This window comes from Nakamurella lactea DSM 19367, assembly GCF_000426645.1.
Classification (GTDB): domain Bacteria; phylum Actinomycetota; class Actinomycetes; order Mycobacteriales; family Nakamurellaceae; genus Nakamurella; species Nakamurella lactea.
Window position 1 is genome coordinate 144956 of record NZ_KE384549.1, and the last position, 20440, is coordinate 165395.

Annotated in this window: 21 protein-coding genes; 8 read left to right on the forward strand and 13 right to left on the reverse strand. The window is 67.5% G+C overall.

Going from position 1 to position 20440, the window contains the following annotated elements; genetic code table 11:
* Position 1: 1 nt before the first annotated feature.
* The 4 genes from K340_RS0121530 to K340_RS32255 form a co-directional block, all read right to left on the reverse strand.
* Positions 2-916: an ABC transporter permease gene (locus tag K340_RS0121530; RefSeq protein WP_029138215.1), complete on the reverse strand. Its 915-nt coding sequence runs from the start codon at positions 914-916 to the stop codon at positions 2-4.
* Positions 913-2406 carry a glycosyltransferase family 4 protein gene (locus K340_RS0121535; protein WP_029138216.1) on the reverse strand — a complete coding sequence of 498 codons (1494 nt, stop codon included), beginning with the start codon at positions 2404-2406 and terminating at the stop codon, positions 913-915. The genes K340_RS0121530 and K340_RS0121535 overlap by 4 nt, the downstream gene beginning before the upstream one ends.
* Positions 2407-2524: 118 nt before the next feature.
* On the reverse strand, positions 2525-4102 hold the full coding sequence (locus K340_RS0121540; RefSeq protein WP_029138217.1) for a glycosyltransferase: 1578 nt from the start codon (positions 4100-4102) through the stop codon (positions 2525-2527).
* A 470-nt stretch (positions 4103-4572) separates the two neighbouring features.
* Complete coding sequence (locus tag K340_RS32255) at positions 4573-5358, reverse strand: class I SAM-dependent methyltransferase (protein ID WP_161632161.1); 786 nt, start codon at positions 5356-5358, stop codon at positions 4573-4575.
* A 106-nt stretch (positions 5359-5464) separates the two neighbouring features.
* Between K340_RS32255 and K340_RS0121550 the strand changes: the two genes are divergently transcribed.
* The 6 genes from K340_RS0121550 (at position 5465) to K340_RS0121575 (ending at position 11414) form a co-directional block, all read left to right on the forward strand.
* Positions 5465-6451: a GDP-mannose 4,6-dehydratase gene (locus K340_RS0121550; protein ID WP_029138218.1), complete on the forward strand. Its 987-nt coding sequence runs from the start codon at positions 5465-5467 to the stop codon at positions 6449-6451.
* A gap of 8 nt (positions 6452-6459) precedes the next feature.
* Complete coding sequence (locus tag K340_RS0121555) at positions 6460-7434, forward strand: GDP-mannose 4,6-dehydratase (protein ID WP_029138219.1); 975 nt, start codon at positions 6460-6462, stop codon at positions 7432-7434.
* A 23-nt stretch (positions 7435-7457) separates the two neighbouring features.
* Positions 7458-8561, forward strand: coding sequence for a mannose-1-phosphate guanylyltransferase (locus K340_RS0121560; RefSeq protein WP_029138220.1), 1104 nt, complete (start codon positions 7458-7460; stop codon positions 8559-8561).
* A 127-nt stretch (positions 8562-8688) separates the two neighbouring features.
* A complete protein-coding gene (locus K340_RS0121565; RefSeq protein ID WP_029138221.1) occupies positions 8689-9711 on the forward strand; it encodes a lysylphosphatidylglycerol synthase domain-containing protein in 1023 nt (340 codons plus the stop codon).
* A gap of 207 nt (positions 9712-9918) precedes the next feature.
* Positions 9919-10485, forward strand: coding sequence for a class I SAM-dependent methyltransferase (locus K340_RS32260; protein WP_154674418.1), 567 nt, complete (start codon positions 9919-9921; stop codon positions 10483-10485).
* Between the two features lie 41 nt (positions 10486-10526).
* On the forward strand, positions 10527-11414 hold the full coding sequence (locus tag K340_RS0121575; RefSeq protein WP_029138222.1) for a hypothetical protein: 888 nt from the start codon (positions 10527-10529) through the stop codon (positions 11412-11414).
* Positions 11415-11517: 103 nt separating this feature from the next.
* On the opposite strand, the gene K340_RS0121580 is transcribed toward K340_RS0121575, so the two are convergent.
* The 8 genes from K340_RS0121580 to K340_RS0121615 all read right to left on the reverse strand — a co-directional run bounded on the left by K340_RS0121580 (position 11518) and on the right by K340_RS0121615 (position 18783).
* A complete protein-coding gene (locus K340_RS0121580; protein ID WP_029138223.1) occupies positions 11518-12342 on the reverse strand; it encodes a class I SAM-dependent methyltransferase in 825 nt (274 codons plus the stop codon).
* A 26-nt stretch (positions 12343-12368) separates the two neighbouring features.
* Entirely contained in the window at positions 12369-13481 is a 1113-nt protein-coding gene (locus K340_RS32265) for a lysylphosphatidylglycerol synthase transmembrane domain-containing protein (protein ID WP_051267151.1), read from the reverse strand.
* On the reverse strand, positions 13478-14563 hold the full coding sequence (locus tag K340_RS0121590) for a glycosyltransferase (RefSeq protein WP_029138224.1): 1086 nt from the start codon (positions 14561-14563) through the stop codon (positions 13478-13480). Before K340_RS0121590 ends, K340_RS32265 begins: the two co-directional genes overlap by 4 nt.
* Before the next feature lie 272 nt (positions 14564-14835).
* Entirely contained in the window at positions 14836-15009 is a 174-nt protein-coding gene (locus K340_RS36110; protein WP_154674419.1) for a hypothetical protein, read from the reverse strand.
* A gap of 130 nt (positions 15010-15139) precedes the next feature.
* Positions 15140-15715, reverse strand: a complete 576-nt coding sequence (locus tag K340_RS0121600; RefSeq protein ID WP_029138225.1) for an NUDIX hydrolase — start codon at positions 15713-15715, stop codon at positions 15140-15142.
* A complete protein-coding gene (locus K340_RS34685; RefSeq protein ID WP_051267153.1) occupies positions 15712-16980 on the reverse strand; it encodes a coenzyme F420-0:L-glutamate ligase in 1269 nt (422 codons plus the stop codon). Before K340_RS34685 ends, K340_RS0121600 begins: the two co-directional genes overlap by 4 nt.
* The gene (gene cofD, locus K340_RS0121610) at positions 16973-17971 is read right to left on the reverse strand and encodes a 2-phospho-L-lactate transferase (protein ID WP_029138226.1); all 999 of its coding nucleotides are present in this window, start codon (positions 17969-17971) and stop codon (positions 16973-16975) included. The genes K340_RS34685 and cofD overlap by 8 nt, the downstream gene beginning before the upstream one ends.
* A 41-nt stretch (positions 17972-18012) precedes the next feature.
* A complete protein-coding gene (locus tag K340_RS0121615) occupies positions 18013-18783 on the reverse strand; it encodes a site-2 protease family protein (protein ID WP_051267157.1) in 771 nt (256 codons plus the stop codon).
* Positions 18784-19114: 331 nt separating this feature from the next.
* Between K340_RS0121615 and K340_RS0121620 the strand changes: the two genes are divergently transcribed.
* Positions 19115-19366 (forward strand): WhiB family transcriptional regulator, encoded by a 252-nt coding sequence (locus K340_RS0121620; protein ID WP_037366287.1) that lies wholly within the window; start codon positions 19115-19117, stop codon positions 19364-19366.
* 91 nt (positions 19367-19457) lie between these two features.
* Here K340_RS0121620 and K340_RS32275 read toward each other — a convergent pair whose 3' ends face one another.
* The gene (locus tag K340_RS32275; RefSeq protein ID WP_084614742.1) at positions 19458-19988 is read right to left on the reverse strand and encodes a metallopeptidase family protein; all 531 of its coding nucleotides are present in this window, start codon (positions 19986-19988) and stop codon (positions 19458-19460) included.
* A gap of 99 nt (positions 19989-20087) precedes the next feature.
* On the opposite strand from K340_RS32275, the gene K340_RS0121630 reads away from it, so the two are divergent.
* Entirely contained in the window at positions 20088-20438 is a 351-nt protein-coding gene (locus K340_RS0121630) for a DUF3499 domain-containing protein (RefSeq protein WP_029138229.1), read from the forward strand.
* The last annotated feature ends 2 nt before the right edge of the window (positions 20439-20440 follow it).

Genomic DNA, 20440 nt, shown 5'->3' on the forward strand with positions numbered 1-20440 from the left:
GTCACAGCTCCTGGGCGAAGTTGGCCTGTAGACGGGCGAAGACCCGCTGGAAGACCCACAGCAAAATCAGTCCGACGACAAGGGCCGCGGCAGCATGGACACCGAGCCCGGTCGGCTGTGGCTTGTCGGATCCCGCCACCCACAACCCACGCTGGAAGTACATCACCGCGATCGTCACGGGGTTGGCAAGATAGAGGTCGCCCCAGATGGTCCCACCGATCTGTCCGGACACCTGTTCCCAGGAGTAGACGATCGGCGAGGCCCAGAACCCCACCATCAGGGCGATCTCGACCAGCCACTGCACGTCGCGGAGGTACACGTTGACCGCAGACAGCAAGAATGCCCAGGCGGTCGCCCAGATCAAGATGATGGCGATGCCGGCCACTACAAAGACCAGTCGGTCGAGACCGGGTGGGCTCCCGGTCAGCAACGTCGCGACGTAGAGAATGGCCAACTGAATGAAGAAATTGACGAGCGCGGAGCCGATCACCGAGAGTGGAAACACCTCCCGCGGGAGATAGATCTTCTTGACCAATCCGCCATTTCCGACGATCGATCCGGTACCGGTCGAGACGATCTCGGAAAAGAGTGTCCATGCAGTCAATCCTGCGAAGATGTAGATCGCGAACTCGGGGATCGAGCGTTCCGCGCCGAGGAACTTGCCGATGGCGAAGTAGTAGACCAAAAGCATTGCTAGTGGCTTGATGAGCGTCCAAAGGAAGCCCAATACGCTGTCCTTGTACCGCGCTTTGAGTTCGCGGCGGACCAACAGTCGCAGCAGTTCGCGATATTGCCACACGCCACGAATGGATGCCCCGGTGCCGGCGAGGAATCCGGTAGTCGGACCGGCAGGTACCAACGGTTCGGTTGCCAGTCTCGCAGCGCGCTTGTCCCGCTCCAGATCGTGCACGCTCATCGACTCATCACCTCGGACTCCGCCAGCCCCGTTCGCGTCGATCTATCTGGGGACAACACCGTTGGTGTGGGCATCGTTCCCATCAGTGCCTCCCAGGTCTCGCGCGCGTATTGGTCCCAGGTGCGTTGTTCACGGGCCAATGCCTGCCTGCCCAACTCGTCGAGCAAAGCGTCGTCGACGAGCAGCGTGCGCATGGCTTCGACGATGGATGCGTCGTCCCGGGGATTGACGAGTAGCGCGCCGCCACCGGCGTCGGCGATCTCCTTCATCGACCCGAAGTTCGAGGTGATCACCGGTGTGCCGACGGACAACGACTCGACGATCGGCAACCCGAAACCTTCGTTCACGGAGGGAAAGACGGTGAACCTCGCTAGCTCGTAGGCGCCCCACAGCAGATCGTCCTTGGCGGCCGAGATCGTTTCGACCGGCCGACCCGCCAGCTGGAGTTTCTGCAGGTCGGCGGTGAAAATATCCGAGTTCCAGGCGTTGCCGCCGATGAAGGTCAGGGAGAACCTAAGACCTTCGCGCCACAGCACCTCGGCGGCGTGCAGCACGGCAACATGGTTCTTGCGAGGTTCGTGACTGCCGACCACCAGCACCATCGGAAGCTCCCCGAGCAGCAACCGCTCCCCGGCGATCTTTCGCCGTGTTCTGGAGGGTGCGGGCGGTTCGGAGGCCAGGACCACAGGCTCGATCCGCGGCCCCTGGACGTCGATACTGTCGAGCATCTTCCGCCACCCCCGGTATTCGCCGGCGGCGGCATGTGAGATCGGCACTACCACAGCCGCACCGCGGAGCGCGACCAGGTTGCGGGTGAAGCCCGGAATCAGCCCATGATGGGCCGTCTCCGCTGTGGTGACCGGAACCAGGTCATATCCGATCGCTCCGAAGGTGCTGCGCGAGTATTTGGCGAGTGCCTGCACCCGACCTGTGCGCTCGACCTCTGCCGCCAGCTCAGGTAACAGGTACCGGCAGCCCCATGGAACCACCAACGGATCGTTTTCTGGGATGGTCACCGGCGGTCCGCCCCAAAAGGCCCGATGAGCTTCAGCGGCGGACAACGCGCGCATCGCGGTGAGATCGTCCGTCCAACCGATCATCAACGGACGGTGGTCGGCGGCCCATCGACGGGTCGCCTCACGGGTGACCCGTTGAATACCGGTGGCGAAGTCTGTACGCGACGTGTGATGCACATCGACAACGACGCGGTCGGTGACGACCGAGACTTGGCGCCAGGGGCCGGCATCGAGGAGCCGGGGGAGTGGCCCGTTCCACAGACCGGCACGAAGAGCGGCCAGAACGCCGTCGAGTTCGGCCGCTCGATGGATGGCGATCACCCTCGCGGTGTCAGGCAGCTTCCCTTCTAGAACGGCGAGGGTGAGCCAGGTCTTCTCCGGGTCCATCGGCGTCAGCAGGTCTTGCAGTCGTGCCACCAATGAGGCGGTGTTCTTGGCGCCAGGCATCCGGCCGTTGAGGGCTGAGATCAACACGCCTATCCGCTGACGGAGGGCGTCCCGCCTGCTCGCACCGTGCCCGTCGATGTCATTGGCCAGGGCTTCGAGTGTCAGCCTCGGCGCGCGTCTGCGCACCAGGACGGAGCGAACGCGATCACTGATCGGCATGCGTGTCCTCCTCCGTCCTGACTGCGCCCAGTTCGGGCTCGACCAGGCGCGACCACAGTTCTTCGGCATATTCTGCCCAGCTGCGGCCGCCGCGTCCGGCGATCTCGGACCGCAGTACCGCCAGTCGCTCGGGCTCGGTCAGCAGAGTTCTCATCGCGGTGAACAGCTCCGCATCCTCGCGTGGGTCGATGGTCAGGGTGCCACCGCCGACGGCTATCTCGGCCGTCGAGCCGTACCTGGTGGTGATCACCGGAGTGCCGAACGAAAGCGATTCCACGACCGGCAATCCGTATCCCTCATGGATCGATGGGAAGACCGAGAACGAGGCTTCCCGATAGGAACGTTCGAGGATCTCGTCGGAGGCCGCTTTGAGGACCTCGACGGGGCGACCGGCGGCTACCAAGTCCGCGGCGCGGCGCGGGAAGTCACGACCCCAGCCGCTTCCGCCGATGAAACGCAAGCGGAAATTGAGCCCGTCACGCCAGAGCCGCTCGGCACAATGCAGAACGGCCAGATGATTCTTTCGTGGCTCGTGTGAACCGACCACGAGCACCAAGGGTGTGCCGACCGCAGCGATAACTGTGTCGGCGATCGCGGCCGGCGGATCGGGCAGCATCACCGAGAACACCTGCGGCCCGACGAGTCCCTGGGTCGGCAGCATTTCGACGAATCCCTGCATCTCCGTCGCCGCCGCGGCGGAGATGCCGGCGATCCGCGAGGAGAATTTCAGGGCAGTGAGGTATCGGACAAATTTGCCGGCGTCAGCCGGTGGGACGAGGTCGGCGGAAACGATCGGGATTGCGTCGTATCCGATGGCCACCAGTCTGCTTCCCGACCAGGCACCGACGGACGCGAGTCGGTCGCTGACGCCCGAGGGCGGCACTTCCACCAGGGCGACCACGCTGTGCCATGGGACCACAATCCGGGTTCGGATCGGCTGCGTCACGACATCACCGTCCCGGGGGGAGACGGGTGCGCCCTGGTGGTCAGGACGGGCGGCGGTGGACGACGACCAATCGAGAACGCGGCTTGTTTCGCGGTCATCGAGCAGACGGAGCGCACCGCCGGACTCGGTCCACACCGCAAGAGTCACCTGGTGGCGCTGGTCCCATTCCGGCAACAGGTTTCGGACCACCCGCTGGATGCCGGTGTGTAAATCGTGCTTGGCCGAGTGATCGACGTCGACCAGCACACCGTGGGTCAGCACCTCCATCTCCGAGAGCGGTTCGCCATGGTCCTGCGCCAGCGCCAGCCCCAGGTCGAGCAGCTCGATGGCCGCTTGATCTGTTGTCTCCAGCTTGAGGATCCGGCGGGCTTGCGCCACTTCGTCCCGAGTTGGATATGCGGCGGCCAGAGCGGTCAACACCAGCCACACCTGGTCGGCGGCCGGCTGATCTCCCAGCTGGCGGATCAAGGCGTCGAGAACGGTTGCCGCGTCGTCAGCCGGATCCTCGACGCGACCGGGTTGCCCTGCGTCGAACAGCAGGTCGGCCGCGCTGCGGAGGCGCTGTGCCAGGGCGAACCGGGCGCTTTCGGCGGCGCTGATTTCGGTTGCCCGAGTCACCGACCGACCACCTTGAGGACCGTTCGGACCGATCGCAGCGGCTTGGTCACCCGCCAGGAAAGCGTGTGACGGATTGCCTCGAGCTCTTGGGTCACGGCGTGAGTGTGGCTACGCAGAAACTCCAACTCATCCGAGGACGACATAGGCCGTGCCGCGGCTGCGGTGGTGGCCCAACTCGCCACGGCGCGGGTTCGCCAGGCGATCGCTGTCGCCAATGCTGCCTGCTCGTTCGACCGGGCGGCTGCCAGTTCGGAGCTGAGTTTTCGGATGCGCTCCCGGGCTTGTCGAAGCTCGGACTCGTCACTCTGATCCGGGGGAGTCGGCTCAGTGCCGGGTTCAATGCTCACTCCGGGATAGTAACCGTGCTGTGACGTGCGGCCTGGAGCCCGAGGCTGCGACGGGTGGGATTGATCACGGCCGGACGGGGCCGAGCGGCACGAGTTGCGCAGTCCCCGCAGGGCGCAATGTCGTCATACGCGGGCGCGGAAGGTAACCGCCAGGTACGCGCCGTCGCGGACGCGATCTACGATCTCGAAGCCGCTCCGGTTCGCCAGCTCCTGCACGGACCGGCCGAGGAAGAAGCTCAGGTGAAATCGGGTGTTTTCGATAGCAAGGTCGTAGCAAGCCGTTGCGTGAGTCATCAGTCCACCTGGCTTGAGATGTTCGCGCATGGCAGCGAAGTCCGCGACCGGATCCTGTAGGTGCTCGATGAGGTTGTTCGAAAAGATCGCGTCGAATCGCGCCGACAGCTCGCCCCGGCTTCCCGCGACGAACGGAGATTCGGATCGTGCGATCGGCTCGTAGCCCCAGACATCCCAGCCCTCAGCTCGAAGTGAGCTGATGGTGCTCGCCCAGATCCCGCAGCCCCAGTTGAGATACAGCCCTCCAGCTTCAGGTGAGCATGACTCGAACGCCCGACGTTCCTCGGCAGTCGAGTCGCTCTCGCTGTACCTGTCGTAAAGCACGCCGTACTCGGCCGCTAGTTGAGATGCGCCCAGATCGAGCATCTTCATCGGTCCGAAGACGAAGTCGCAATCTGGGCACTCGTAGCGTTGCAGGCGCCCGCCGCCGAACTGACACTCTGACTCGTGCGTCCGGTAGCGGTCCCGTCCGCCGCTGTGCCCACACACAGGACAGGTCAACGTGCGGGTCAGGAGCGTCGAGTCGTAGATCGCATCCGCGGTCGCCCACCGGGCGCTGACCAAGTAGTCAGTGAGATCGTTGAAGCGCTGCTCGAGGCGGCTCGCGGGCTCCATATCGTTCATGTTAGGTGCCCACGCCGGTCGCTCGGGGACGAAGGCGCGCGGTCCCACCGTTAGGATGACACCCGATTCGCTGTGCCCATCCGTGACAAGGAGTCCCATGCCCCGCGCTTTCATCACCGGAATCACCGGCCAGGACGGCCTCTACCTTTCGGAGCAGCTGATCGACAAGGGCTACGAGGTCTACGGCCTGATCCGCGGGCAGAACAACCCGAAGCGCGCGCTGGTCGAGAGCGAGGTGCCCGGCGTCAAGCTGATCACCGGCGACATCACCGACCTGTCCAGCCTGATGCGCGCGTTCAACACCGCGCAGCCGGATGAGGTCTACAACCTCGGAGCCATCTCCTTCGTGGCGTACTCCTGGGAGAACGCCAAGCTCACCACCGACGTCACCGGTAACGGCGTGCTCAATGTGCTCGAGGCGACCCGGCTGTACGCCGGCAACGATCTGAGCAAGGTCCGCTTCTACCAGGCGTCGTCGTCGGAGATGTTCGGCAAGGTGCAGGAGGTGCCCCAGCGCGAGAGCACGCTGCTCTGGCCTCGTTCGCCGTACGGCGTGGCGAAGGTCTACGGCCACTACATGACCATCAACTACCGCGAGTCCTACGGCATGCACGCCAGCTCCGGGATCCTGTTCAACCACGAGTCGCCGCGTCGCGGCCCGGAGTTCGTCACCCGCAAGGTGACCCAGGCCGTCGCCCGGATCTCGCTCGGGCTGCAGGACAAGGTGTCGCTGGGCAACCTGGATGCCAAGCGCGACTGGGGGTTTGCCGGCGACTACGTCGATGCGATGTGGCGGATGCTGCAGGCCGACGAGGCCGACGACTACGTCGTGGCCACCGGTGAGACCCACTCGATCCGTGAACTGCTGGACGTCGCGTTCAAGCGGGTCGGCATCGACGACTGGGAGAAGTTCGTCTTCGTCGATCCGCAGTTCTTCCGTCCGGCCGAGGTCGACCTGCTGATCGGCGATCCGGCCAAGGCCAAGGAGAAGCTGGGCTGGGAGCCGAAGGTCGGCTTCCCGGAGCTGGTCACCATGATGGTGGACTCCGACGTCGAGAAGCAGCGCGCGCTGGCCGGGAAGTAACCGCGCCGATGACGCACGGCACCGAACGGGTCCTGATCACCGGGATCACCGGTCAGGACGGCGGGTACCTTGCCGAGCAATTGTCGAACGACGGCGCGGAGATCCATGGGCTCGTCAGAGACGGCGATGAGGCCGCGTCCGGGCTTCTGCAGCGTTTGCCGCAGGCGCAGCTGCACACCGGCGACCTGACGGACACGGAGGGCATGCGCGACTTGCTCCGCGTGCTCAAGCCGAGTGAGGTCTACAACCTCGCCGGCATCTCGTCGGTGGCTCAATCGTGGGAACAGCCCACGCTGACGGCGGAAGTCACCGGGGTGGCGGTGGCGGTGCTGCTGCAGACTGCCTGGCAGCTGACCGAGAGCGGCAACCCGGTCAGGTTCGTCCAGGCATCCAGCGCCGAAATGTTCGGCAATCCGCAGCGGAGTCCCCAGAACGAAAGCACCCCGATCGCGCCGGTCAGCCCGTACGGTGCGGCGAAGGCATATGCCCATCATCTGGTCGGGGTCTACCGAGCACGTGGACTTCACGCGTGCTCGCTCATCTTGTACAACCACGAATCGCCGCGCCGGCCATCGTCGTTCGTCACTCGGAAGATCACTCAGGCGGCAGCCCGAATAGCCGGCGGCGACACCGAGCAGTTGGCGCTCGGCAATTTGGATGCTCGCCGCGATTGGGGCTGGGCCCCGGATTATGTGGACGCCATGGTCAGGGCAGCCCGGCACGCGGTGCCCGGGGACTACGTCATCGCGACCGGCGTGGAGCACACAGTGCGGGACTTCGTGGCTGCCGCCTTCGTCGCGGCGGGAATCGACGACTGGAACCAGTACGTGCGGGTCGATCCGCGGTTTTTCCGGCCGGTCGATGCTGTAGAGCAGATCGGCGACCCGAGCAAGGCCGGCCAACTCCTCGGTTGGGCGCCCACCGTCCCGTTCGATGAGATCGTCGCCCGGATGGTCCGGGCCGAGAACCAGCCGGCCGAATAGTGCTCGAAAGGGACAACTCTCACATGACATCAGGCAACGTCCGACCGGCCATCGACGACTTCTGGGCGGTGATTCCGGCCGGCGGCGCCGGCACTCGTCTGTGGCCACTGTCCAGGGCAGGCGCGCCGAAATTCCTGCACGACCTGACCGGATCGGGCCGCACGCTGATCCAAGCCACGGTCGATCGGCTGGCGCCGCTGTGCGGCGAGCGGCTGATGGTCGTGACAGGCAATGCGCACGCCGCTGCCGTCGCCGAGCAGCTACCGGAGCTGGCAGCCGAGTCGATCCTGGCCGAGCCGTCTCCCATGGATTCGATGCCGGCCATCGGCTGGGCCGCGGCGCTGCTCGAGGTCAGGGATCCGTCCGCCGTGCTGGGTTCGTTCGCCGCCGACCATGTCATTGCCGACGCCGAAGCCTTCCGTGACTGTGTCCGCGAGGCAGTGGCCGTGGCGCGGACCGGCCAACTCGTGACGATCGGCATCGAGCCGACCTTCCCCTCGTCCGGATTCGGATACATCCGGCTCGGTGACGCCCTGGATGTCGACGGCGCGCCGTCCGCACGCCGAGTGGCCGAATTCGTCGAGAAACCCGACGAGGCCACGGCGCAGCGCTACCTGGACGGCGGCGACTACCGCTGGAACGCCGGCATGTTCGTGGTTCGGGCGTCGGTGCTGATGGACATGATCGCCGGGTATCAGCCCGAGCTGGCTGCCGGGTTGCGGCAGCTGGCCGCAGGGCAGGCCGAGCTGGACAGCGTCTGGCCGGGACTGACCAAGATCGCGATCGATCATGCCGTGGCGGAGCCGGCCGCCGCCGACGGCCGGGTGGCCGTCATCCCGGCCGGGTTCGACTGGGACGACGTCGGCGACTTCGCCTCGTTGTCGGCGCTGCTGCCGGCCGCCGCCGGCGCATCGGCCAAGGTGTTGGGCGATCCGGCGTCGGTGATTCTGCAGGACGCCACCGGCACGGTGGTCACCGGCGGCCGTACCGTGGTGCTGCTCGGCCTGAAGGACGTCGTGATCGTCGACACCCCGGACGCCCTGCTGGTGGCCAGCCGCGAGCGGGCACAGGACGTCAAACAGATCGTCGAATTGCTCAAGTCGTCCGAGCGCGGACATCTGACCTGACGATGCGCCCGCGGTTCGCGGGTGTGACGAGTCCCGAATCCGGAGTGAGATTCTCGCCGGATTCATAGCTGGGCCCCCGCCGTCGGATGCGGGTGTCGGCGGCATCCCCCGGTAGAGTCCCGTGGCGATGACATCCTCTTCCGACGCCCCGGGCGCGCAGCATCCGACGGCCAGCGCCGAGGGGGCGGCACCACCGGTCGGCGGGTCACGCCGACGTCTGCTGACGCAGCTCGTCAAGATCGTTGGGTTCGTCATCGCGATCGTCGCCGTCGGTCTCTGCGTGCGCATCCTGGTCCGCGAATGGCCGACGGTGTCGGCGGCACTGCGGCATGCCAACCTGTGGCTGTTGCTGCTGGCGCTGCTGCTGGGCGGGATCGGCATGTGGCTGCTGGCGGTTCTCTGGTGGCGCTGTCTGGCCGTGTTCGGCGTCCGGCGGGGCGTGGCCGAGGTGTCGTCCTGGTATTTCGCCGGCGAGCTCGGCAAGTATCTGCCGGGTGGCATCTGGACGGTCGTCGGACGCGGTGAACTGGCCCGACGCGCCGGAGTATCGCGGTCGACCGCCTACGCCACCACGCTGTTCTCGTTGGCGTTGATGTGTGTGGGCGGAGGCGTCGCCTGTGGCCTGCTGGTCCCGTTCTTCGCGCTCGACGGCGGCCGGTTCGGACCGGAGTTGATGCTGATCGCCCTGGTGCCGATTGGCATAGTCGTGGTGCATCCGGCGGTCTTCGGTCGGCTGCTCGCCCTGGCGAAGCGCGTCACCAAGGGCCGGCTGGACCTGACCGCGCCCCGGTGGTCGGCGATGCTCGGGCTGATCGCACTGGCCACTCCGACCTGGTTGGCTGTCGGCGCGGCGTCGTCGGTGATCACCGCGGCGCTGGGATTCGAGCAGCAACCGGCCAGAGTGGCGTTCGCCGCCGTGGTCGCCTGGATCGTCGGATTTCTGGCCGTGCCGGTACCCGCCGGAGCGGGGATCCGGGAGCTACTGTTCATCGTCGCCTGCGGAATGGCGATCGGCCCGGCCACCGCGGTCGCCGGAGTCGCCAGAGTATTTCTGATCGTGGTGGATGCTGTCGGCGGGATCGCCGGGTTGCTCACCGTACGCTGGGCCGGGCGACGTCGCCCGGCCGAAATCGGACAGTTGGAGACCTGAGTGGCAGCCCGCCAACGGAGAACGACCGCTGACACTTCGCCGCGGGGCACCCTCGCCTGGCGAGCCAAGAGCGCCTATGCCAAATCGGCGCGCGGTGCCGGCGCAATCCTGATTCGTCTGCACGTGCTTCCGAGCAGTCCGCCGCCAGGAGATCGGCGCATCCGCCATTGGCTGTTCAGCCTCACCAGAATTCACGACTCGCTGGGCATGGCCGAGCTGGGCGTGCCGTGGTGGACCTATCGATCCATCGATGCGGTCGACGGTTGGCTGTCCGCCAGGTCGAAGCCGATCCGGGTCTTTGAGTACGGCTCGGGCGCCAGCACGTTCTGGCTGTCCGCTCGGGCGGACGAGATCTTCTCGGTCGAGCATCACCGCGGGTTCGCCGACATGATGCGACCCGAGTTGGCGAAGCTGAAAAACGTGACCTTCCTACAGGTGGACGCACCAGCCTCCGAAGCGCCGAGAATCGGCTCGGCGAAGATCGGCAGCGAACACCTGGACTTCTACGACTACGTGCACGCGATCGACACGGTCGAGGGTGATTTCGACGTGGTGGTAGTGGACGGCCGGGCACGCGAGGCCTGCCTGCGGATCGCCGTCGACCGACTGGCGCCGGGTGGCGTGATCATCTTCGACAATTCGCACCGCAAGCGTTATGTGGACGCGATTGCCGCCAGCGGGCTGACCGAACGTATCTATGGCGGCCTCACACCGACCCTGCCCTATCCGGACCGCACGTCCCTGTTGACGAAGTCCGACCCAGGCGTCGCCTGACATCAGGTGCCGGCCGGCACGCCGCGGACTAACGTTGCCGCATGGGTGAAATCGGGTCGAATCGGATTTCCGGTGCGGTCGTGGCGATCGCGGCCGTTCTGATCGGTGTGGTCCAGCCGGCCGTCGCGGGCGCGGAAGTGCGGACGACGGCCATTCCGCCGGCCGCGGCGGCCACTGTCGCGGTGACGTCTGCCGCATCGAGGACAACAGCGACCAAGGTCAGTATCAGGGTCTCGGCGAGCGAGGTTGATGTATCGACGGGCGTGACGGTCAGCGGCAAGCTCTATCGGGCGGTGAATGGTGACGCGTTGCCGGGTAGGTGGGTCTCGCTGTACGCGCGTCAGCACAACGAATCCAGCTATCGGAAGGTGGCCCAGGCGGCTACCAAAGCAGGTGGCAATTACGTCTTCTACCTGAAGCCGACCTGGAGCACGGCCTATCAGGTGCGCTTCGCCGGCGGACCGAACCGGGCGCCCTCGAACTCGTCGTACAAGGATGTACGGGTCCGCAGCTGGTACTACCTCAACGAGCTGGCCCACACGAACACGTATTCCTTCCCAGCACCGGCGCCAGGTGGCGGCACGTACAGCGTCGGGGGGGTCAGCTACCTACATTCGTTGAGCGCCGAAGGGCTGCACCTGGACGCGGGTTACGAATGGGATCAGGTGGCGCGCTGCTCGAAGTTCGACACGAAGTACGGCATCGACGACAATGGATCGGCCACCGTCGGCAGTTTCCAGGCGTTCTGGGATGCGCCGAAGGGCTCTCCGACATCGTCGCCGACAATGAACGCCGACATGGGGCAGCCGGCTCAGTCGTACACGACTGCAATCCGAAGCGGTCGCCTCATTCTGTACGCCTCGGCCAACTCTGACTCCACCCAGGGTGACGCCGTCTGGGCCTCAGCCAGAGTCCACTGCGTCTGGTAGGGGCAGAGCGGGCGGTGGCCACGCTGACGCGGTCGGACGGTCACCGCACGCTACCTGTTCGATCAGTACGTTCCCGCTGACGGCGTCGAACGGAACCGCAGGATCAGAAAGGCCGGACGACGGTCTCCGGGGCGATGGCCAGCGCCGGGCCCGCCGGGCGCAGTTCGGACTTGCTGGCCAGCCAGATCACTGTCGGCAATAGCTGTCGGCCGGCGCTGCGCACCGGTGCCGGCGTCTTGCGGACCAACGACGCGGCACGGCCGCCGACCTGGTCGCCCGCCGCGAACTCCTCGGGGTGGGCGATGATGCTGAAGCTGTAGTCGGTGACGTAGAACTTGCGTAGCATCTTCTTCAGACCGCCGATGGTGCGGTAGCTCTCGTAGTAGTGATCGCCCTTCCGGCCGACCTTCATGTACCGATCGGCCAGGCCCTGCGGCAGCCATGACAGGAACGGCAATCGGTGATGCGGCTCCATCACGCCGAGCTTGTTGCCGAGCCCGAGATAGACGACGCCGGTGGGGGAGAGCACCCGGTAGATCTCGGCGATCACGGCGTCCGGGTCGACCACATGCTCGTAGATGTGGTTGAACACCACCACATCGATGCTGTCGTCGGCGAATGGAAGGGCTTCGCCATCACCACACACGAAGATGCAGCGGGGGTCCCGCTCGGCGCGCGCCCGTGCCAGCCCGGGAACGTCGATGTCGACGCCGATTGAGGTCACGCCGCGCTTGGCCGCCGCTTCCACGTTGAAGCCGACAGAGGAACCCACATCGAGCATCGTGGCCCGGTGAACCCAGTCGCTACCGAGGACATGATCGAGCACGGCATGAATCTTCTGGGCCTTCTGAGTCCGGGTTTCGACCCTTGACATCTCGGCCTGAATCTCCGAATAGGCGAGCTGCTTCTCGCGACGTCTCTCTGCCACTGGGTCCTTCCTGTCCGCGAACCCGGTCAGGGTAACGCATCGATTCGATCGATCCCGCGCCGTGAGATCGACTGTCGGTAGACCAGCATCGAGGCGCCGGCGAACGCAAAATCCAGGACAGCCAGCACGGCTCTGGACAACAGGACGACCGCCAGCACGGAGGCGTGGTTGAACGACGAACTGTCCGCCAAGGTCGAGGACAGCGCCACTCCCAGGACGGCCTCCCGCACTCCGGCGCCGGCCGGAGCCGGCACGAACACGGTGCCGGCCGTGAACGCCAGCGCGAAACCGCCGATCGCGCCGACCAGCGACGTGGCCGGGTCCGCGCCCAACGACACGCACAGCGCCCAGCACTGCAGGCCGAGCATCAGCCACGAGAAGACCTGGAACCCGATGGCCGCGAAGTAGTGGTTGCGAGAACCACCGTCGAACTCGATCGGCTTGCGCCGCAAGATCTTCAGTCCGAAGTTCACCCCTCGAAAGACGACCTTGGGCATCGCCATCACGATCACCACAGGTAGTAGCAACAGCAGCCACCACAAGCCGCCTGCCCCGCTGCCGACCGACCCGGCCAGCGTCACGACGATGCCCAACGCCCCGCCGGTCACCAGTGAAAGGAACAGGGCGAGGACCCCGGCGGTGGCCGAGGCGTCGCCGTCGATGCCGTGTTTGCGGCCCATCTGGGTCACCACCACGACCGGCCAGACAGAGCCTGGTAGGTACTTTCCGAGTTGGCTGACGAAGAACAATCTCGCCGCGGCCGCCGGCGCCAGCCGGTGCCGACTGGTCATTTCCAATAGTGAACGCAAAGTGAACGCCGACGCCGACAACCCGATGCCGGCGAACACCGCAGCCGCGGCCAGCCACCGCCAGTCCGCTCGACTGAGCTGAAGGCTGATCTCATCCCATCTGCTGGCGAAGAAGTAGATGCCGAATCCGAATACCGCTATCCCGAACGCGACCTTCAGGATCGTTCCCCATCGCCGCCGACGAGCGGTAGTGGCCGCTGCGACTGGTGCCGCGTGACCAGCATCACTCGCATCGTCCGAGATGCTGGATCCGGGATCCTGTGTCCGCGGGTCGACCGGCTGCCCCGACGCGTCGCCTCCGATCGGCCCAGACTCGTCGCCTCCGATCATCGACCGGTGCCGGTCAACGCGGCGACGTATTCGTCCCAGTACGGGGCGGGGTCTACCGGGTGGACCTTCGTGCGCATCAATTCGGGTCGTCCGGGCAGATAGAAGTCGTTGATGGCGGCGGACAGCGAACCGACGTCGTTCGGTTGGGCGAGCAGCCCGTCCACGCCCGGCGTGATGTCCGCCGCCAACCTACCGGTCTCGGTGGCAATCACCGGAACGCCGAATTGGAACCCGGTCCAGACAGCCTGCGAGCCGGTCGCCTCGCGATAAGGCGCCACCAGCGCATCGACATCGGAGAACAATCCGGGCACTTCGGATGCGGCGGCGTAGCGGGGGATCAGCTCGATGCGTTCACCGAGCCCTAGTTCGGCGATCAGATTCTTTGTCGATCCGATGCCGCCCCAGAACTCACCGGCAACCTTCAGTCGGATGTCCGGCGGACCGTCCGCCAGTGCTCTGATCAGGACGTCCAGGCCCTTGTATCGGCGGACCAAACCGAAGAACAGCAATCGGCGATGCTCTCCGGGAGTTGGACAAGTACGGCTGAAGTCACGAGGCAGGAACGGCGCGATCGGTGCCATCACGACGTCGGTCGGGGTGAGCGATCTGGCCAGCTCGGCCTGTGGTTCCGAATGGGTGATCACCCGCCCGGCGGCACCGAAAAGGCCGCGTACCAGAGCGGCATCAGTGCGGCTGCGTTCGTGCGGCAACACGTTGTGGGCAACGATCACTCGGCGGGCACTGCCGCCGTGCATGCCTGCCAGCAAGGACCGGTACGCCGGGACCTGGATCGGACCGACGTGAGCGACCACAACCAGGTCCTGGTTCCGGATCGCACGGCCCACCCGGAACCAGCTGTCGGGGCGATTCCAGGAAAGTCGGCGCACCGTCTCGGCAGCGATTGGTACTTCGTCATCGTCGATGGTCAGCTGACCGGGATACAGCAGCCGTGGGTACTGCCGGTTCCAATTCTCCACTCGGACCTGATGGCCCCGCTCGGTCAGGGCGTTCGCCATCGCCGCTGTGTGTTGCGCGATTCCCCCCTTGAACGGGTGGATCGGTCCGACGACGCTGATCCTCACAGTGGCACATCCTAGGGCTCACGAACCGGTGGTCCGGGCGACTCGCAACGCAGGGTGATCGGAATCCGTGCAGGTCACCGCAAGCTGACCGTTCCGGTGCACACGGTGGCTGTACTCGGAAGGACTCGGCACCGCAGCGGCGCCCTCACCCGTGCGGACGGTCCCCGGGGCTGTGGCGTTGCACGGGCGTGACGATGCGCGACGAGTCGTTGACGGCGACAGTCAGAGTCGGCAACTCAGTGGCACCGCCGCGGAGTCGCTCAGCCCGTCCGTCAGCCCTTCTCCGACTGACTGCGCCGCGGGTCGCAGGAGTCGATCAGCTCCCGGCCGATCGCGACTGTTCGCTGGGAGTCCATCGGCGAGAGCACCCGCCCCGGCAGCACCGCGAGCGGATGGCGCAGGCGGGCCGTCTCGAGCTGCGACCCGGCCCGTTCGAGTGGGTTCATCGCTACATCACACCTGTCACATCCGGCACATCTGTCACTTGGGTTACAGCGGAGAGTACGGCCGGGCCTTGCGACCTGTGGGGAAGCGCGCCGGTGCGTTGGGCGCCGGCTCGCCGCCGGAGTCGGCGGGTCAGTGTGCTTGGCGGGCAACCGATTCGATCGGGTGTTCGACCGCGGCACGGACCGCGGCGCGTAGGCCGGGATCGGTGTCGGCCGGCAGCGCCTCGACCGGCCACCAGCGCAGGTCGTCCGACTCGGCAGAGATCACCGGCTCGGCGCCGGCCGCGGCGAGCGCCACGAACCGGACGTCGAAGTGCCGGGTCGGCACGCCGAGCGAGCAGGTGATGGGGTGCACCTCGAGGTGGATCGGCCGCGGCGAGATGGTCAGTCCGGCGATGCCTGACTCCTCGGTCGCCTCCCGCAACGCGGCGCCGCGGAGGGTGGAATCGGCGTCCTCGCAGTGCCCACCCAATTGCAGCCACCTGCCGACCCGCGGGTGCAGGGTGAGCAGCGTACGGTCGCGGTCCGCCGACAACAGCACCGCGCTGGCCGTCAGATGGCCCGGTGCGCAGGCTCTTTCGGTCGCGTCGGCGCGGGCCAGCAGGAAGCCCAGATAGGCCTGCTGCAGCGCGGCCTGATGATGATCGGGCGCAGTCCAGGACGTCAGCGCGGCCAGCGCGTCGGCATGCGTCCAAGCGTGGGTCACGTCGACCGGGTGCCGGGCTCGGGGAGCGTGTCCTCGGCCCGCCGGAGCCCGATCTCGATGGCCGCCAGCGCGGTGAAGTCCGCGGGCAGGCCGGTGTCGTCGGGCAGCACCGTGAGCCAGCGAGCGGCCAGGCCCTCGGCGATCGCGATGCCGCGCAGCACCTGCAATGCGGCGCCGGCCCGCACCCCGGCCGGCGGCAGACCCGCCGGTTCCTCCTGCGGATCGGCAGCCGCCACCACCACGACCGGGTCGGTGCCGGGCACTGCCCGGATCTCCAGGCCGGCTCGCAACACCAGCGGGGTGACGCCGCGGGCGGTGGCGATCCACAGGTCAACCTCGGCGGAGTTCACCGCCTCGGCGGCGAAGTCCAGGTCCAGCGCCGCCAGCCGGGCGCCCTCCCGGTGCCCGTGCCGGATCGACAGATCAGTGCCGAGCCGGAACAGGTCCTGCTCGTGCGGCCGGATCAATTGCCGGCCACCGCCGGGATGCGACCGGCCGCCCGTCGCGTCGACCCCGCGCAGCACGGCGACCGGCACGCCGGACAGCTTCCCCTTCACCAGATCGGCGGCGGCGGCCATCTCGTCGCCGATCGCCACCTGGGTCACCACCAGCTCGTTGCCGTGCTCGTCGACGCCACCGCGGTGATCGTCCAGCACCGAAACGCCGGCGGCGCCGATGGCCACGTCCGTCACCCCGTCCCGCCAGGCCCGGCCCTGAGTGTCGGTGATCACCACACCGACCCGGAGCCCGCGGTCGGCGAACGCGCTGACCAACGCGGCGGCCGAGCCGTCCGGATCCACCGGCAGCAGAGCGATCTCGTCGGTGTGCACGTTCGAGGCGTCGATGCCAGCGGCGGCGGCGATCAGCCCGAGGTGGTTCTCGACGATCCTGGTCCGACCGACCTGGGCCACCAGCCGCACGGTCTCTCGATCGATCAGGTTGCGCCGGAAGGCATCCCGTTGCTCAGGGTCGGTCGGGCTGGGGACCAGCCGGCCCTCGCACTTGGACAGCACCTTCGAGGTCACCACCAGCACGTCGCCGTCGACGATCCACGGCGCGGCCGCGGCCAGCTCGCCGGCCAGGTCGTCGCCCGGCCGGAATTCCGGCAGCCCGGTCACCGGTAGCACCTGTAGGCCGCGGGCGGCCGGCGATGCTCCGAGCGGCTGATCGGCCGCGATTTCGCCAGCCCAGGTGGCGTCAGACCCGGTCGGGTCGGCCGCGGTTGCGTCAGCCCCGGTGGCGTCAGACCCGATCTGTTCAGACACCGGCCACCTCCCGGCAGGCCTGCACCATCGCGGCGGTGGCATCGGGGTCGCTCATCAGCAACGGGACGGCGGACACCCGAACCCCTGGTACGTCAGCGGTTTCGCCGGTCGCGATCAGGTACCCGTCGAGCAGACCCTGGTCGGAGCGGGCGCCGTAGTGTCGACCGACCGCCTCGGCGGTCGACTCGACGCCGATCGCCGCCAGGCAGACATCGGCATGGCCGCGGACCGGCGCGCCGCCGATCAGCGGCGCCACCGCGACCACCGGGGCGGTGGCGGACCGCAGCGCCTGCTTGATGCCGGGCACCGCCACAATGGTGCCGATCGACACCACAGGGTTGGACGGCGCGATCAGGATCAGGTCGGCCGCCGCGATCGCCTCCAGCACGCCGGGCGCAGGCGTCGACTCGGCCGCGCCGATCGGCGAGATCGACTGCGGGGTGAGGCCCGCCCCGTGCCGCACCCACCACTCCTGGAAATGCAGGGCGATCAGCGGTGCCGGGTCGCCGGCCGTGGCCGCCGGGTCGGCCACCACCACATGCGTCTCGACCCGGTCGTCGGTCATCGGCAGCAGGGTCACCCCCGGTTGCCATCTGGCCACCAGGGCGGCCGTCACCGACGACAGCGGGTACCCGGCGTCCAACATCCTGGTTCGCACCAGGTGGGTGGCGATGTCCTTGTCGCCCAACGAGAACCACGGCGCCTCCGCGCCGTACCCGGCGAGTTCGCCGGACGCCGTCCAGGTCTCGCCGGCCCGCCCCCAACCGCGCTCGGTGTCGGCCTGGCCGGACAACGTGTACAGACACGAGTCGAGATCGGGACAGATCTGCAGGCCGTGCAACCGGATGTCGTCGGCCGTGTTGACGATCGCCACGATCTCGTCGTCGGTGTCGGCCGGCGCCGCGCCGTAGGGATCCCAGCCGAGATGACGCTTCACCCCGGCCAGGAACTTCGCTCCGCCGACTCCGCCGGCCAGGACTGCAATGTGCACGCAACGATCCTTCCATCCGGGCCGACGGATCCGGGCCCGGGCTACCAGTTGAGGTTCTGCAGATTGGGGAACAGGTCGAGCCCGGCGATCGCCAGCCGCACATCGCCGCCGGCGCCTTGGTAGAGGTTCCACGACGCGTCCCACAGCCAGTTGCGCGCGGTGGGGACGCTGAACAGGATGACGAACACCGCCAGCGGCGCCCACTGCCGGAACGGGGCGATGCTCCGCAGGAAGGCGGCCGGCAGGTACGGGGTGATCACGCCGAAGCCGTCGAACCCGGGGATCGGCAACAGGTTCAGGATGCCGGCGAAGAACTGCAGCAGGGCCAGGAAGGCGACCGCGGCACCCAGCGGCGAGGTCATCGGGGCCGCCACCAGTGCCAGCACCACCCCGGACAGCAGGTTCACCGCCGGACCGCCGGCGGATACCAGCGAGGACCACCAGCGGTAGCGCAGCCGGCCGGGTTCCACCAGCACGGCGCCGCCGGGCAGCGGGATGCCGCCGATCACCAGCACGAGCAACGGGATGATGAACGAGTTCGTCGGATCGGTGTAGCGCAGCAGGTTCAGCGTCAGGTACCCGCGCTCGCGCACCGAGGTGTCGCCACCGGCCAGCGAGATCGCCGCGTGCGCGAACTCGTGCAGGCACAGGGTGATCGTCCAGCCGCCGAGCACGAAGACGAACATCCACAGCTGCAGCGGTCCCGTCCCGGTGGCCAGCGCGATCGCGGTGCCGACAGTGATCAGCAGGATGACGGGAAATATCCAGGAGCCGCCGGAGGTGCGGCGGCGGCCAGACGCGGATCGGATCATCGGTCCAGTGTGCTGGACGGCGGCCGCGGCCCCACAAAACCGCCGTCGGGACGCGGAATCCGGTCACCGTCCGACACCTTTCGTCACTCGTTCGTGCGTTTACCCCGCGGAATGCCCGAAATGGTGCCCATATCACCCGACTCGGCTTGACGTGTGGAGAACACACGGGTGTAATCACAAGCGTGTCATTTCGTTGGGTCGTGCGGTCCGCTACCGCCAGCCGGGGTAGCGGTACGGACGTCCCGGCCGACCACTACGCGCCGACAAGCACCTGCCGGCGGAGCGGCAACCGAGAGGACATCACGCCATGACGGAACCCGAGTACAGCATCATGGACTACCTCCCGATCTCCGCGGCAGCGGCGGACGAGGAGTGGCACGACCGGGCACTGTGCGCCCAGACCGATCCCGAGGCCTTCTTCCCGGAGAAGGGTGGGTCGACCCGCGAGGCGAAGAAGATCTGCACCGGCTGTGAGGTGCGGGGCGAGTGCCTGAGTTACGCGCTGGCCCACGACGAGCGGTTCGGCATCTGGGGCGGGCTCTCGGAACGGGAACGTCGACGCCTCAAGCGCAGGGCCGTCTGACTCGCCCGCCGCGCTCGCTTGCGGTCACGAACCGGCTCCTGCGTCGCCGTTTCGTGTCCTCGCATCGCTGTACGGGCTCACGGCGGGTGAGTCATGCTTCCGGCGGGTCGCCGAGGACTGATGCGACCTGCTCGGCGAGCACCTCGGCGACCAGGTCGCTGAGGTCAGCCGGATCGACCGCGCGGCCTTCCAGCGGCCGGCGGTAGATGATCACCCTGGCCTTGGTCGGCCGGCCCCGGCGGTCGACGCCGGGCGGCACGAATCTGGTCAACGGCACGCCGCCGTCCAGCACCACATCGGCGGACGGCAGCACCTCGCCCGCCGGCAGCGGGGGTACCTCGTCGACGGCGAACTCGATCGCGGTGAGCTGCTCGCCCCACAACTCCTCGAGATCCTCGACCGCCTCCAACACCGCCAGGTCGAACTGCTGACCGCGCGAGCGGGAATTCGGCACCGCCGGGGACAGCAGCGGGCCGCGCAGGCCCCGGCCGCGGCGATCGCGGCGGGCGCGCCGGTGCGGCCGCTCGGCCGGTGAGCTCGAGGCCGGCGGCCCCTTCGGGCGACCGGGCTGATCGGCGGCACCCGGGGCGTTCGGGCGACCGGTCGATGGTTCGGTAGACATGGCCGGGCCAGTCTAGGTTCGATCGCCCCGGTTCTTCTCCGGGCGGCCGCCCGGCGCGCCGTCAGGCGGCGGCCGGGGCGGTCGATTAGCGTCGACGGGGTGTCCCGAGTCCGCCGATGCTCCCGCACCGGGTGTACCAACCCTGCGGTGGCCACCCTGACCTACGCCTACGCCGACTCCACCGCGGTGGTGGGCCCGCTGGCGACCGGCGTCGAACCGCACTCCTACGACCTGTGTAGCGATCACGCCCTTGGTCTGACCGCGCCGAAGGGCTGGGAGGTCGTGCGCCCGGATGCCGATCTGATGGACATCGGTCCCGGTGTCGACGATCTGGAAGCATTGGCCGATGCGGTCCGGGAAGCGGGCCGCGGCGAGCGCAGCCCGGAGCCGCCGCCGGTCGTCACCGGCCGGCGCGGGCACTTGCGGGTGCTCACCTTTCCCGACAACTGATC